We start from the raw sequence: 13,537 nt of genomic DNA on the forward strand, positions 1-13,537 counted from the left end.
TTTCCCATTTGGCAGAACCATAGTTTAATAACACGGTATGCAGTTCAGGCGCTATCTGATAGCAAGCTTTAGGGGAGTTAACGGGCGATCGGGTTTATCCGGATTGTATATAGCTATTCCGCCATCACAAAACTGATGGAGCGTTTGTCGACGGAAGGTTTCACGCGTGTTTGGGGCGTACTCTTTTCCGTAAACGTCTCTACACCAATCCATGATCGGTGTCACACCCAACATTGGGCGTTCAATTTTCTCCCACTCGCCATCAGGATGAAGATCAAGCAATGCGAGCAAAGTTAAAGCCGAACGCTCGTTTATTTGAGCACGAGGCATTCCAAGTTGACGCAACACATCAAGAGCTTGCTCTATTTTTTCCTGCGCTTTCAACGGGTCAGCGATTTTTCCTTTCGTCATAAGATCTAACTCCCTGTTAATAATTTCGTCAATTTGGTTCTGTTTAAGCACTTCATCATCGAACTCACTACCCATTTTTCGCAATACTTGCATTGATGGATAATGAATTGATCTTAAATCAGAGGCATTTACCTGAGTATGCCCACCAAACTGACGGTAATACTTATCCAGCAAAGTGCAGTTCAGATAGACATAAAGCCCGCGGGCGAGATCCGCATCCATACCCATCTTCTGAATATGGAAGACATTGGTTTTATTATCGAAACCGATCAACTCGCCAGGAAGTGAGGAGTCATATAATGTTGCGACAATGCGACGCTTTTCCTCTTTGCTGCTAAATCTTTTTAAAATCAGGAAGTAGCCCTGGTTTTTCCATAACCAGGGACGTGATGATTCGGAAACCCTAATTGCATTAGGTTTTTTCCCATCAAGGGGCCAATTCACTTTGCCGTTCAAATGCTGAGGAAAAAGTAGCGGCACTGACCCGGAATCCATTCTTTCTCTGAGGTCATTTTTAAGGCGAAAGTCAACTACCGGCCCAGTACTAACCTGAACATTAAGCTCGTCCAGAGTTGTTGTAAAAGGGGATAATCTCTCGATTATGTCCTGTTCTCTGGGACTTGCAGCGATATGAATGAACTTTTGTTTGTCTGCTGGGTTAACTATTTTGTCTATCGACACCTTGCGCTGCGTCATATCGGTGGCCGTGATTTGCCCGGATTCTTCATCAAGATGAAAATCTGACGTTGGGCTGGAGGTGATAATAACCTGCCCCTGCGGAACGCCTTTAACACAGTGAATGATGATATTTTCTTGAAGTACTTCATCCTCAGCAAATGCCGCATTACGGGAGTCGAAAATGTGGATGTGCTTGATGGATGTTTCAGAGAGTAAAAGCTCGCGGAAAGGCTGATAGTAAGGGCCATTACAGAAAGAGCGTGGAATAATCGCCACTAACTCTCCTCCCTTTTTCAGCTGTTTCAAAGCTAACGCCACAAACCCAGAGTATAGGTTGACCGTTTCTATGCCTGCATTGCGTAAAGAGGCCCGGTGAGCGCTCGACGAGAGAATTTTTTTATAAGGGGGATTCATAATCACATGGCTATAAGTCCCTGGCTCTTCACTGGTCGAAATATTTTTAGCCAGACTTGCCTCAAGTATGTAATCTACCTTACTAATTTTATGGGTTAATTTTCCATTTGCAGCTTCATCACAGGCTTTCAGTGTCTTGCTAAGATACGGAAGCATCACTTCTGCAATGTCGATGGCGTCGAGCTCCATCTTGTCGACATCAAGGCGCAACGCTCGTTCTACGAACGCCGCAGAGAGCGACCCCACTCCGCAGCCTGGATCGAGTAGCTTGATGTCACCTTTTATGTCGTCAAACAGGCTTGCCATGAACAGACAAATCGGAGCCGGTGTCATAAACTGACCGAGTGCAGATTTTGTCTTTGGATTTAACAGCTTATTCGCTTCTTTTCTATGCTGATCAGCCAGTTCCAACAAGCGCATCATATTTCCACTAGGTAACAAAAAAGTTCAAATTGCATACTGCTCCTGTGTCATCCGGAACAATATTAAGAGTCAGAATGCGTCACATGCCGACAATGTTACTACAAACAGAGCAGCGATCAGGATATCTTTAGTCCGTCAAAGGCCGCTTTGCCGATCGCCAGCCTAGCCTGCGCCACCGCTAATGGTAAACCCAGCGTCAACAGTCCGTAGCTGTCCAACGGTTGCTTTACCGATTCTGCTATCCTGGCGTGTAATACAGACTTCATTTAACTGAAATAATAATGTCATAAACCTGTAATAATAGACTGTCATTTTATTTTTCGATGCCTTTATTCTGTCATAAGCTAAAAAATATATATCTGGATAACAAACTTATCTTCGTGTATTAAATTAAACACGTGTTCCGAAAGGATGTGACAATCATGGTTACTGCGGTTTTAAACGTTAAAATTGATGAAGCGCTAAAAGAAAGACTTCGCCACTATGCGGAAGACAATAATGAGAATTTAAGCGTGACCACAGAGAAACTGCTGCTGCTGGCATTTGAAGCAGTAGAAGAGGCGGGAGTATCGGAAGAGGATGTTGATAATCAGCATACGGAAGAAGAGAGCGTAACTCCATTTACTCCTAAAGAAATCAAAGCACTACGTAAACTTCTGAAGAAGAGAAAATGAAACAACAACTATCGACTGCCAGTGACTACAACGAGGCCTGCAATCTGTTACGTTCCGGCTACGTGAAACATGTTCGTCTTGGCTGGAATGTAGGAAGTGATGAGTTCTTTCGTATTGCGTCTGACTGGTGTGATACCGGTGCAAAAATAAAGAAAGAAGGGGATAATTTCATTATTTCGCTGAAAGGCTTCCCGATTCCACCTCAACATTAAGTTGTTCTTCATGAAAACTGCTGACTGCATGCGATACAGTCAGCAGTTTTTATTGTTTCTGGCGAATAATTTACACCAGGCTCCGTTTTACTGGCGCTACACTTTTATTTAATGCACGCCACAGCGGTTTGATCCGCAATAATGCCTCTTCAAGTTCTGGTGAACTGAGTGAGAAGGGCATACGCAGGTAGCGGTCAAACGCGCCTGATAGTCCAAAACGCGTGCCGGTGCCCATAATGATGCCTGTCGTTTCGGCGCGTGCCGCCAGCTGTGTCGCCAGCATGCCGGGTAATTCAATCCAGTATGAAAGCCCTCCCTCCGCTTCCTGAAACCGCCATTCGGGGAAATGTTCCCGCAGCATCTGGCCGCAGCGGTCGCGCCGTTCTGCCAGCATTTGCCGCCGGGCAGGCAGGAAGGTTGCACTGTTTTCGATAAGCCACAGCGTGGCCAGCTGTTCCAGCACCGGAGAGCCCAGATCCAGCGTGTCGCGCGTTTGCGCGAGGGTGGCGATAGTGCGTGACGAGGCGCGGATCCAGCCGAGACGCAGCCCACCCCAGAAGCTTTTACCTGCGGAACCCAGCGTCATCACCGTGGCCTCCGGGTTAAAGGCGGCCAGCGGCGGCGGCGGGGGAACATCGAACCAGAGATCGACCATGGTTTCATCCACCACCAGCGTGGTGCGGGTCTGCGCGGCGATGTCGGTTATGGTCTGGCGCGTCACGGCATCCATGCAACGTCCGGTCGGATTATGAAAATCCGGCATCAGATAGGCCAGACGCGGGGCTGTCTGGGCAAGCGTTGCGGCAAAACCGTCGGTATCCCAGCCCGTTTCAGGCAGCGAGACGCCCACGGGCCGGCATAGCGCCCCCTGAATAGCGGCTATCGCCAGCGGGTAGGTGGGATGATCCACCACCACGCGATCCCCGGGACCGGTCATCATTCTTAAGATCAGGGCGAAGCCGCTGACGGCGCCGTTCACCACCATCACTTCGTCTGCCCGGGTGGGCAGACCGCGTGCGGTGTAGCGGGCGGCGATAGCTTCACGCAGCGCCGGAAGCCCAAGCTGATCGTACCCGGTCAGCGCCAGATTCGGCGTGATGGCCGTCAGCGCGTGGGCGTAGGCCTGGTGGATCTCTGGTCCCGCGTTGAGTGCGGCGGTTGAGAGATCCAGCGCCGCGCTGGCAGTAGAAAGCGTGGGCACGGCGCGGCGGTCTGGCAGGATCGCCCGCGAACCGCTGCCGTGACGGCTCTCCAGATAACCCTCTTCCCGCAGATGCGCCAGCGCGCTGCTGATGGTGGTGCGGCTTACGCTCAGAGCGGCGGCCAGTTCCCGCTCTCCGGGCAGGCGCGTGTTTAACGCCAGCCTGCCATCCAGAATTAACAGGCGTAACGCGTCAGCCAGCTGGCGCCACAGCGGGGTGCGGGAAGAGGCTTGCTGCCAGTGCCCTAACAGGCGTACCAGAGACTGGCTTGCAAAACGACGTGATGACATATGCAGTCCACTATTTGAAAACTGGACATTAATCATAGTGCCATTTTCACCGAAGATGGAGCCTGGTTCTTCGGAGAAGAGAAAATGGTACGTCGTCTGGTACAACTTTATGTCGGTTTAGGCCTGTATGGGCTTTCAACCGCGATGTTTATTCGTTCGGATCTGGGTGTCGACCCGTGGGATGTCTTTCACCTTGGCGTCGCCATCCAGACCGGGATGAGCATCGGCACGGTGATTATTTTAACCGGGGCCGCGGTGCTGCTGCTGTGGATCCCGCTGCGTCAGCTGCCGGGACTGGGTACTATCAGTAATGTGATTTGTATTGGTCTGGCGGCCGATGCGTCAATGGCGCTGATCCCTGAGCTCACCTCGCTGCCCGTGCGCATCACCCTGCTGGTTTCCGGCATTGTGGTTAACGCCCTTGCCACCGGGATGTATATCGGCGCGGGTTTTGGCGCAGGCCCGCGCGACGGTCTGATGACCGGCATACATGCCCGGCTGGGCTGGTCGATCCGCAGCGTGCGTACCGCGATCGAGGTGACCGTGTTGATCGTCGGCTACCTCCTCGGGGGAGCGTTTGGCGTTGGAACCGTACTGTATGCATTAACCATCGGCCCGCTGATCCAGCTCTGTTTGCCGTGGTTTCGTCAGGGACCGCGCATTCAGAAAGACGCGCGGCCGGAGCGGATTGTTTAATTTTGCGAAGCGCTCACAGGCTATGATGGCGTAACTGTGTCAGAATAGAGACTTCTCTTTTACGACGCCAGAATGTATGAAAGCGATCACTCTTTATGACGTTGCCCGCGTGGCGGGCGTTTCCTATCAGACCGTTTCCCGGGTGATTAACGACGCAGAACACGTTTCTGCCCGTACGCGGGAAAAGGTCCGGCAGGCCATGGCGGCGCTACACTATGTGCCTAACCGTGGCGCGCAGCAGCTGGCCGGGAAACGTACCCGCACGCTGGGGCTAATGACCAGCGATCTGGCGCTGCATGCGCCGTCGCAAATCGCCTCAGCTGTAAAGTCCCGGGCAGTGGAGCAGGGGGCTAGCGTACTCATCTCCATGGTGGAGCAACCCGCGCAGTGTCAGGCTGCTTTGCAGGAATTACTGGCGCAGCGCGTGGAGGCGCTGCTGGTGAACGTTCCGCTGGAAGATGCACAGGCAGAAATGCTTCAGGAAATGGCCTCGCCGACCCCGGTTCTTTTTCTCGATGTTTCCCCCACAGCTCGGGTTAACAGCCTTGTTTTCAATGCCGAACAGGGCGCTGGCCTGGGGGCAGAGCATCTGCTTTCGCTGGGGCACCAGCGAATTGCGCTGCTCGCCGGGCCGGAAAGTTCTGTCTCTGCCCGGGCTCGTCTGGCGGGATGGAAAACCACGCTGGCCCGGGCCGGCGTGGAGGCGTTTGCGGTGGTGCAGGGCGACTGGAGCGCGGCCTCGGGCTATGAGAAAGGGCATCAGCTCCTGGCGGGCGCGCAGCTGCCGGAGGCGATCCTCGTCGCTAACGATCAGATGGCGCTTGGCGTTTTACGCGCCTGTGCGGAAAAAGGCGTTGCGGTACCGGGGCAGATCTCGGTTGTCGGGTTTGATGATACGGCTGACAGCGCGTGGTTTTCACCTCCGCTCACCACCGTTCGGCAGGCGTTCCGCGAGGCCGGTGAGCGCAGCGTGGAGCGGCTGATGGCACCTGCCCATCACGACGAATGCTGGCAGGAACAACTTCCCGTTACGTTGATCGTGCGTCATTCCACCGCGCCGCGCGCCGCACAGCAGGCCGATCGTGAAGATCTGGCGCAACAGCTCAGAACGCTGGCGCTGCTGGCGGAGAAGCTGGCGCGCAGCTAGCACTTTTGTGATCGTGCTCGCCTGGTGACGATCAAAGTCTTTACCGCCACCGTTTACCAGGGCATGTTGGCTAAAATTGTGAGCGCTTCGCAAAGAGGTTGATATGTCTTCTACATTGCCGCTGACCCTCAGCGCACTGCTGGCGCGTCGTGACTGGGAAAACCCGGGCGTGACGCAGTGGAATCGTCTGGCCGCACACGCGCCTTTTCATAGCTGGCGCGATGATACCTTCGCCCGCGAGGATAAGCCTTCGCTGAGCAAGCGTCTGCTTAATGGCGTCTGGCGATTCAGCTTTTTCCCGGCGCCAGAGCAGGTTCCCGAGACATGGTTAACGGACGATCTGGCTGACGCCGTTGAGATGCCCGTGCCGTCGAACTGGCAGATGGAGGGATTTGATACTCCCATCTATACCAACGTCACCTATCCGATAAATGTGAACCCGCCGTATGTTCCGGCTGAAAACCCAACCGGTTGTTACTCGCTCACATTTGATATGGATGACGCCTGGCTGTGCAGCGGGCAAACCCGCATTATTTTTGACGGGGCGAATTCAGCTTTTCATCTGTGGTGTAACGGCCAGTGGGTGGGCTATTCGCAGGACAGCCGTCTGCCTGCGGAGTTCGATCTCAGCGCGGTGCTGCGACCGGGGCAGAACCGCCTGGCGGTGATGGTGTTACGCTGGTGCGACGGAAGCTACCTGGAAGATCAGGACATGTGGCGGATGAGCGGCATTTTCCGTGACGTCTCGCTGCTGCACAAGCCGGAAACGCGAATTGCCGATTATCAGATCGTGACCGATCTGAATGCCGAATGCGATCGGGCGATACTCCGGGTTGACGTTGCGCTGGAAGGCTCACGCTACGCCGAATGCGAGGTGGCGTTTACCCTGTGGCGTAACGGCGAAGCCTGCGCGCAAACCACGCAGCAGCCCGGATCGGCCATCGTGGACGAACGCGGCAGTTGGGCAGAACGGCTCACGGTGGCGATCCCCGTGAACGCTCCCGCGCTGTGGAGCGCTGAAACACCGGAATGCTATCGGCTGACAATGTCGCTTCGGGATGCGCAGGGTAACGTGCTGGAGACTGAAGCCTGCGATGTCGGTTTCAGACGCGTCGAAATCAGCAACGGCCTGCTGAAGCTTAACGGCAAACCGCTGCTGATCCGCGGCGTGAACCGTCACGAACATCATCCTGAGAAGGGGCAGGTGATGGATGAGGCGACCATGCGCCGCGACATCGAACTGATGAAGCAGCATAACTTCAACGCCGTGCGCTGCTCGCATTATCCGAACCATCCTCTGTGGTACACGCTTTGCGATCGCTACGGCCTGTACGTGGTCGATGAGGCGAATATTGAAACCCACGGCATGGTGCCGATGAGCCGCCTGGCGGACGATCCGCGCTGGTTGCCTGCCATGAGCGAACGCGTAACGCGTATGGTGCAGCGGGACCGGAATCATCCGTCCATCATCATCTGGTCCCTGGGGAATGAGTCCGGGCATGGGGCGAATCACGATGCGCTGTACCGCTGGCTGAAAACCGCCGATCCCACGCGGCCGGTGCAGTACGAAGGCGGTGGCGCCAGTACGGCCGCTACCGATATTGTCTGCCCGATGTATGCCCGCGTCGATCAGGATCAGCCATTCCCGGCGGTGCCAAAGTGGTCGATTAAAAAGTGGATCGGCATGCCGGACGAAACCCGTCCGCTGATCCTGTGCGAGTATGCTCACGCGATGGGCAACAGCTTTGGCGGCTTTGCCAGCTACTGGCAGGCATTCCGCAGCCATCCCCGGTTGCAGGGCGGATTTGTCTGGGACTGGGTCGATCAGGCGCTGACGAAAAAAGCGGAAGACGGCACGGCATTCTGGGCCTACGGCGGCGATTTTGGCGATAAGCCCAACGACCGTCAGTTCTGCCTCAACGGGCTGGTGTTTCCCGATCGCACTCCGCACCCCGCCCTTTACGAGGCGCAGCGTGCCCAGCAGTTCTTTACCTTTACGCTGGTGAGCACCGTTCCGCTGGTCGTCGATATCCAGAGCGATTATCTGTTCCGTCATACTGACAACGAGCATCTGCGATGGTCAGTGGCGCGTGACGGTGCGGTATTGGCTTCCGGCGAAACACCCCTTTCTATTGCGCCTCAGGAGACGCAGCGCGTTGAGATCCCGCTGCCTGAGCTTGATGCTGAGCCGGGCGAGGTCTGGCTCAACGTGGAGATCGTTCAGCCGCAGGCCACGCCGTGGTCGCCGCCCGGCCACCGTTGTGCCTGGGATCAGTGGCCACTCCCGGCTCCGCTGTACCTTGCGCCACCGAAAGCAGGCGGAACCCCTCCGCAGCTAACGGTGCAGGACGAGGCGCTGGACATTACTCATCAGCAGCAGCGCTGGCAGTTCAGCCGTCTCACCGGAAACCTGGCCCAGTGGTGGAACGAGGGCGCTGAAACGCTCCGTTCCCCGCTAACGGATAACTTCACCCGCGCGCCGCTGGACAATGACATTGGCGTCAGCGAGGCGACCCGCATCGATCCGAACGCGTGGGTGGAACGCTGGAAAGCGGCAGGGATGTATGGGATGTCCGCGCGCCTCCTCCAGTGTGAAGCGGAGCAGCATGCCCGTGAGGTGGTGGTGACCACGCAGCACGTGTGGGAGCATCAGGGTAAAGCGCTGTTTATCAGCTGCAAGCTCTGGCGGATTGATGACCACGGGGTGCTGCACGGTGATGTGCAGGTGACGGTGGCGTCTGACATTCCTGAGCCCGCTCGCGTGGGCCTGAGCGTTATGCTGGCGGATATCCCGGAAACGGTGCGCTGGCTGGGGCTAGGCCCGCTGGAGAACTATCCGGACAGAAAACTGGCGGCGCAGCAGGGGCGCTGGGCGTTACCGCTGGAAGAGATGCAGACGCCGTATATCTTCCCGACGGAGAACGGTTTGCGCTGCGACACCCGCGAGCTGACGTTTGGCTCCCATCAGTTGCAGGGACAGTTCCATTTCTCCCTGAGCCGTTATAGCCAGCGGCAGCTGCATGAGACAACGCATCAGCATTTGCTGCGGGAAGAGGCTGGCTGCTGGTTGAATCTTGATGCGTTTCACATGGGCGTAGGGGGGGACGACTCATGGAGCCCGAGCGTAGCCCCGGCCTTCATTCTGCAAAACCGCCGGCTGCGCTACACGTTTAGCTGGCAGCAGAACGGCTGAGCCGACACGTGCGGCCACTGCCGTGGCCGCAATGCTTATCTCAGGATCCCGCTTGCGCCGTGAATGCTCATATAAATCCCGACTACCGCGATCAGTGCCGCTGAGATCCACGGCGCCTTGCGCGAAAAGGCGCTAAAGCCGGGCCAGCGCTTCGCCGCATGTTTCATGCTTAATGCGGCAATTGCGCCAGAGGCGACGAGAGTGAGCGCCAGTCCGATACTGAAACTGAACACCAGCGTGGCGCCGAGCGCGAAATGTTTCAGTTGCAGGCAGATCAGCAGCACCGTAATGGAGGCCGGACAGGGGATAAGCCCACCGGTCAGGCCGAATAGCGCGATTTGCCCGGTGGTGACCTCTTTACCGTTGAAGCGTCGGTTAATGTCCTGGGCGTGTGCGCGCTGATGGGCATCCTGCCACTCCTCTTCAACCAGAGGAGACGTGTGGTCGTGATGATGCGCGTGGTCGTGATGATCATGATGGTGATGATGATCATCATGGTGGTGATGCGGCTGGCTCTCATGCCAGGTTCGCCACGCCATCCACAGGGCGATCAACACGATCAGAACCCCGGAAATCAACTGAAACCAGGGCTCAGAAGTATCTGCATCCCATCCCCGACCAAACCATAATCCCGCCATCGCAATGATCCAGACGACCGCCGTATGAGACAGCGTTGCGGACAACCCAAGCAACACAGCCTGTTTCAGCGTACCGCGGATCGCCACAATGAAAGCCGCCATCATTGTTTTTGAATGGCCTGGCTCGAGGCCGTGGAGCGCGCCAAGCAGGATGGCGCTGGGGACAAACAGCCAGGCGTTGCCCTGCTGAAGAAGAGAAGAAAAATCGTTCATTGAACATTCCGGGGTGGAAAACATGTCGCGAATACTACTCCCCCCCAGTAGTATAATACTACCCCCCAGTAGAAAAATACCCAGGGGGAGTAGAGCGTGATATGCTTTTTACGCCACCAAAGAGGAGCTAAGCGATGTCACACACGGTTCGTGATAAAAAGAAGTTATTGACCCGTTTGAAAAAAATTCAGGGGCAGAGCGCTGCGCTGGAAAAAATGCTCAACAGCGATCATGAATGCGCCGAGGTGTTACAGCAGCTGGCGGCGATCAGGGGCGCGGTAAACGGCATGATGATGCAAGTGATTGAGGGACATTTAACCGATCACGTGGTGAAAGAGCCAGAGGAAGCGCAGCGCGAAGCCGATCTCGGGGTCGTAATGCAGGTGATCAAATCGTACCTTAAGTAATGTGCTTCTCCAGGTTGTGCCCGGCCCAGAGAATGAAATCCTCTTTAGGCAGCGCCTTGCTGAAATACCAGCCCTGGCCGTACTGCACGCCGTGGCGATGCAACCATTCAATCTGCCCTTCAGTTTCAATGCCTTCTGCGACCATCGCCAGTTTAAGCGATTTGGCCATTTCGATGATGTGGGGAGTCACGTTCTTGTACTCCAGCGCATCCACAAAGGATTTATCAATCTTCAGGGTATCGACATCCAGATCCTGCAAATAGCTCAGGCTGGAGTAACCCGTACCAAAATCATCAATGTAGATAGCGTGCCCGGCGCGGCGAAACGCAGCGATGGCAGGCACGCTGACGGCGGGATCGGCAAAGCCGCGCTCGGTTAATTCAAGGGCGATCTGGCGCGGGTGGACGCCCCATTTGTTGAGCAACTGACTCAGCTGGCGAGGCAGCTCGGGGGACGTTAAATCCGATGGCGCAAGGTTGACAGAAATGTGCAGTTCCGGATGATGATGCAGCCAGGCGCCTAAATCCTCAAACACCTTATTCACCACCAGCTGCGTCAGCGTTGAAATAAGCCCCGTCTGCTCAGCCAGCGGCACAAAGAGATTGGGCGACAGGTGACTGCCATCTGGCTGCGGCCAGCGCATCAGCGCTTCAGCACCCACCAGTTTTCCACTGCACAGCGCCACGATGGGCTGATAGTAAACCTCGATCTCCCGGTTGTTGATTGCGTCGATCAGGCGGTTACGCGGGGATAACAAACGGCGGAGGATGCGCAGGACAATAAGGGCAGCAGCCAGGCTTAGCAAGATGCCAGCCGGTAGCCAGATGATCAGCTGCTGGTGCCAGGATTCCGCCAGCGGTTTTAACGACGCCCACGCGATCACCGTAAACCCCAGTTCGGGTACAGGTTTCAACACGTACATCGAGCCGTTGTATTGTACGCGCGTAACGTCCTGCTGCTCCTTAACGACAGAAAGAATATACGGGTCGACAATATTGCTTCTGGCAAATATCCGATGGGTTTCACTGCCCACCAGGGCGGCATCCATCGAAATTTCACCAAACGGGACAACATCCACAAGCGAGGCAGGATCAACCATCACCAGATAATGTCCTTTCCCCAGAACGGCCATATAGCGGTGAATGCCGAGGTCGTTTTGCGAGGTGTGCCACGCGCTATACCCGTCTGCGGTGATCCGCATCGGGGGCGGTAAGATCGCCGTATTACTGGATTGTTCAAGGGATGAGCAGAGCGGCTTCAGGTTATCGATATACATCACTTCCTGAATATAGCGCCATGAGAATTCAACCCGACGCATTTCGCGTAAATGCGGGGGAGTGCAGGGTGGGGCGTGGAATGTCTGTAGGTGCGTGAGCGCCTGTTTTGCCTGCGCAACGACTCTGTCGGTACGGATCAGGACGCGCGAGGCATAGCTGTCCAGAGCGTCCACAAATTTATCCTCTGCCTGACGATGCGCCAGCCAGATACTGAGGCACACAGGGACCAGCACAGAGAAGATCAGTATGCCTGTTACCAGGCTGACCAGATGTCGGGTTCGCATGCTGCTTTATCCTTTCCATATGCCCACCTTGGGCCTGGAGTTTGCGCGCCAGAAGAAAAAGTTTTTTATCGCTAAATGATATAGTTATAGCATGTGACAGTCTCAGGCAGGTATCTGAATCAACCTTTCAAAAACAGGCTGTGCGTGACAGGGGTTGTTTTTGCAGCAAAGCTCAGATAGTATTTTGTTATGTTATAACAATACATGAAGGCCAGAGATGAAACCGAATATCCATCCAACCTATCGCACCGTTGTGTTTCACGACACCACGGCTAATGAATACTTTAAAGTCGGCTCAACAATTAAGACAGACCGTGAAATTGAGCTGGAGGGGAAAACGTATCCCTACGTTACCCTTGATGTCTCCTCTAAATCACATCCGTTTTATACCGGGAAGCAGAAGACCTTCTCGACGGATGGCAGCGCGGCACGCTTCCGCAAGCGTTTTGGTGGCTTTCTTGATGCGAAGCGAGGCTAATCATGCAGGTGCTGAACTCATTGCGCAGTGCAAAACAGCGTCACCCGGATTGCCAGATAGTCAAACGCAAGGGACGCTTATACGTGATCTGCAAATCTAACCCGCGCTTTAAGGCGGTGCAGGGACGTAAAAAAAGACGCTAAACGCGCGTCTCTCGCCAGCTTTCCAGGGAGCTTTTCTGTTTGCCATCGGCGGTAAAATTGTCGGTGGCAAGCCAGCTTTCAAACGCGCTCGCCAGCACTGGCCACTCTTTGTCGAGAATTGAAAACCAGTCGGTGTCCCGGTTTCGGCCTTTAATGACCAGCGCCTGGCGAAAACGCCCTTCAAACTGAAAGCCCAGACGCAGAGCCGCTTTGCGGGATGGTTCGTTCAGGCTGTTGCACTTCCATTCATAACGCCGGTAGCCCAGGGTATCGAACACGTACCGCATCAGCAGATACTGCGCTTCTGTCGACATGGGCGTGCGACTTAACAGTGACGAGAAGTGAACATGTCCCACTTCCACAACGCCGTTTTTAGGATCGATCCGCATCAGGGACAGCGTCCCGACAGGAGACTGGGTCTGGTTATCGATAACGGTAAAGTGGATGGGATCGGCTAATTCGCTCACGCTCGCCACCCATTCGGCAAACTCCTCTGCGGTGGCATCGGGTTCACGCAGCAGCCACGTCCAGCTTCGGGTATCTCCGGCCAGGGAATACGCAGAGAACAACGCCGGGGCATGCTCCACGCGCAGCGGCTCAAGCCGACAATAGCGACCCTGAAGTACCACCCGGGACGGGTGCGGGCGAGGCTGCCAGTCGAAAAGGCTTTCGCCTACAGGTTGTCTAAACTCATTGAATGTATTCATCTTTATTCCCGTCAAATTGAAAAGATCTCCAGATTAATGAATTGCTGGTT

The 13,537-nt window shown here is 55.2% G+C and carries 12 protein-coding genes and 1 pseudogene; 8 read left to right on the plus strand and 5 right to left on the minus strand.

Going from position 1 to position 13,537, the window contains the following annotated elements; genetic code table 11:
• Positions 1-19 precede the first annotated feature (19 nt).
• Positions 20-1,926: pseudogene (locus O1721_RS08940) on the minus strand (Eco57I restriction-modification methylase domain-containing protein); the annotation flags it as partial.
• Between the two features lie 422 nt (positions 1,927-2,348).
• Between O1721_RS08940 and O1721_RS08945 the strand changes: the two are divergent.
• The gene (locus O1721_RS08945) at positions 2,349-2,600 is read left to right on the plus strand and encodes a hypothetical protein (RefSeq protein ID WP_006809862.1); all 252 of its coding nucleotides are present in this window, start codon (positions 2,349-2,351) and stop codon (positions 2,598-2,600) included.
• On the plus strand, positions 2,597-2,812 hold the full coding sequence (locus tag O1721_RS08950; RefSeq protein WP_015571263.1) for a hypothetical protein: 216 nt from the start codon (positions 2,597-2,599) through the stop codon (positions 2,810-2,812). The genes O1721_RS08945 and O1721_RS08950 overlap by 4 nt, the downstream gene beginning before the upstream one ends.
• 70 nt (positions 2,813-2,882) lie before the next feature.
• Here O1721_RS08950 and yczR read toward each other — a convergent pair whose 3' ends face one another.
• Positions 2,883-4,304: a MocR-like transcription factor YczR gene (gene yczR, locus O1721_RS08955; protein ID WP_032647443.1), complete on the minus strand. Its 1,422-nt coding sequence runs from the start codon at positions 4,302-4,304 to the stop codon at positions 2,883-2,885.
• A gap of 84 nt (positions 4,305-4,388) precedes the next feature.
• On the opposite strand from yczR, the gene yczE reads away from it, so the two are divergent.
• The 3 genes from yczE (at position 4,389) to O1721_RS08970 (ending at position 9,340) form a co-directional block, all read left to right on the plus strand.
• Positions 4,389-5,000, plus strand: coding sequence for a membrane protein YczE (gene yczE / locus O1721_RS08960; RefSeq protein WP_032647445.1), 612 nt, complete (start codon positions 4,389-4,391; stop codon positions 4,998-5,000).
• Between the two features lie 76 nt (positions 5,001-5,076).
• Positions 5,077-6,147 (plus strand): LacI family DNA-binding transcriptional regulator, encoded by a 1,071-nt coding sequence (locus O1721_RS08965; RefSeq protein WP_032647447.1) that lies wholly within the window; start codon positions 5,077-5,079, stop codon positions 6,145-6,147.
• Positions 6,148-6,250: 103 nt separating this feature from the next.
• A complete protein-coding gene (locus O1721_RS08970; RefSeq protein WP_032647449.1) occupies positions 6,251-9,340 on the plus strand; it encodes a beta-galactosidase in 3,090 nt (1,029 codons plus the stop codon).
• A 35-nt stretch (positions 9,341-9,375) separates the two neighbouring features.
• Here O1721_RS08970 and O1721_RS08975 read toward each other — a convergent pair whose 3' ends face one another.
• Positions 9,376-10,191 carry a nickel/cobalt efflux protein RcnA gene (locus tag O1721_RS08975; protein ID WP_017694400.1) on the minus strand — a complete coding sequence of 272 codons (816 nt, stop codon included), beginning with the start codon at positions 10,189-10,191 and terminating at the stop codon, positions 9,376-9,378.
• A 134-nt stretch (positions 10,192-10,325) separates the two neighbouring features.
• Between O1721_RS08975 and O1721_RS08980 the strand changes: the two genes are divergently transcribed.
• Complete coding sequence (locus tag O1721_RS08980) at positions 10,326-10,598, plus strand: metal-sensing transcriptional repressor (protein ID WP_015571258.1); 273 nt, start codon at positions 10,326-10,328, stop codon at positions 10,596-10,598.
• On the opposite strand, the gene O1721_RS08985 is transcribed toward O1721_RS08980, so the two are convergent.
• A complete protein-coding gene (locus O1721_RS08985; RefSeq protein ID WP_032647451.1) occupies positions 10,591-12,159 on the minus strand; it encodes an EAL domain-containing protein in 1,569 nt (522 codons plus the stop codon). The genes O1721_RS08980 and O1721_RS08985 overlap by 8 nt on opposite strands.
• A 217-nt stretch (positions 12,160-12,376) precedes the next feature.
• On the opposite strand from O1721_RS08985, the gene O1721_RS08990 reads away from it, so the two are divergent.
• Positions 12,377-12,637: a type B 50S ribosomal protein L31 gene (locus O1721_RS08990; protein ID WP_015571255.1), complete on the plus strand. Its 261-nt coding sequence runs from the start codon at positions 12,377-12,379 to the stop codon at positions 12,635-12,637.
• Positions 12,638-12,639: 2 nt separating this feature from the next.
• Positions 12,640-12,780, plus strand: coding sequence for a type B 50S ribosomal protein L36 (gene ykgO / locus O1721_RS08995; RefSeq protein ID WP_003859006.1), 141 nt, complete (start codon positions 12,640-12,642; stop codon positions 12,778-12,780).
• Here the strand turns inward: ykgO and O1721_RS09000 are convergent.
• Positions 12,777-13,487 carry a GNAT family N-acetyltransferase gene (locus O1721_RS09000; protein ID WP_032647453.1) on the minus strand — a complete coding sequence of 237 codons (711 nt, stop codon included), beginning with the start codon at positions 13,485-13,487 and terminating at the stop codon, positions 12,777-12,779. The two genes, ykgO and O1721_RS09000, sit on opposite strands and share 4 nt — an antisense overlap.
• Positions 13,488-13,537 lie beyond the last annotated feature (50 nt).

Source organism: Enterobacter cloacae complex sp. HYC033_NIDB, assembly GCF_056673335.1.

Excerpts from the sequence above, each read along its gene's own strand:
- O1721_RS08975 (WP_017694400.1), bottom strand. The coding sequence starts at position 10,191 with ATGAACGATTTTTCTTCTCTTCTTCAGCAGGGCAACGCCTGGCTGTTT.
- O1721_RS08945 (WP_006809862.1), top strand. The coding sequence starts at position 2,349 with ATGGTTACTGCGGTTTTAAACGTTAAAATTGATGAAGCGCTAAAAGAA.
- yczE (WP_032647445.1), top strand. The coding sequence starts at position 4,389 with ATGGTACGTCGTCTGGTACAACTTTATGTCGGTTTAGGCCTGTATGGG.
- O1721_RS08950 (WP_015571263.1), top strand. The coding sequence starts at position 2,597 with ATGAAACAACAACTATCGACTGCCAGTGACTACAACGAGGCCTGCAAT.
- O1721_RS08985 (WP_032647451.1), bottom strand. The coding sequence starts at position 12,159 with ATGCGAACCCGACATCTGGTCAGCCTGGTAACAGGCATACTGATCTTC.
- O1721_RS09000 (WP_032647453.1), bottom strand. The coding sequence starts at position 13,487 with ATGAATACATTCAATGAGTTTAGACAACCTGTAGGCGAAAGCCTTTTC.
- O1721_RS08965 (WP_032647447.1), top strand. The coding sequence starts at position 5,077 with ATGAAAGCGATCACTCTTTATGACGTTGCCCGCGTGGCGGGCGTTTCC.
- O1721_RS08990 (WP_015571255.1), top strand. The coding sequence starts at position 12,377 with ATGAAACCGAATATCCATCCAACCTATCGCACCGTTGTGTTTCACGAC.
- ykgO (WP_003859006.1), top strand. The coding sequence starts at position 12,640 with ATGCAGGTGCTGAACTCATTGCGCAGTGCAAAACAGCGTCACCCGGAT.
- O1721_RS08970 (WP_032647449.1), top strand. The coding sequence starts at position 6,251 with ATGTCTTCTACATTGCCGCTGACCCTCAGCGCACTGCTGGCGCGTCGT.
- yczR (WP_032647443.1), bottom strand. The coding sequence starts at position 4,304 with ATGTCATCACGTCGTTTTGCAAGCCAGTCTCTGGTACGCCTGTTAGGG.
- O1721_RS08980 (WP_015571258.1), top strand. The coding sequence starts at position 10,326 with ATGTCACACACGGTTCGTGATAAAAAGAAGTTATTGACCCGTTTGAAA.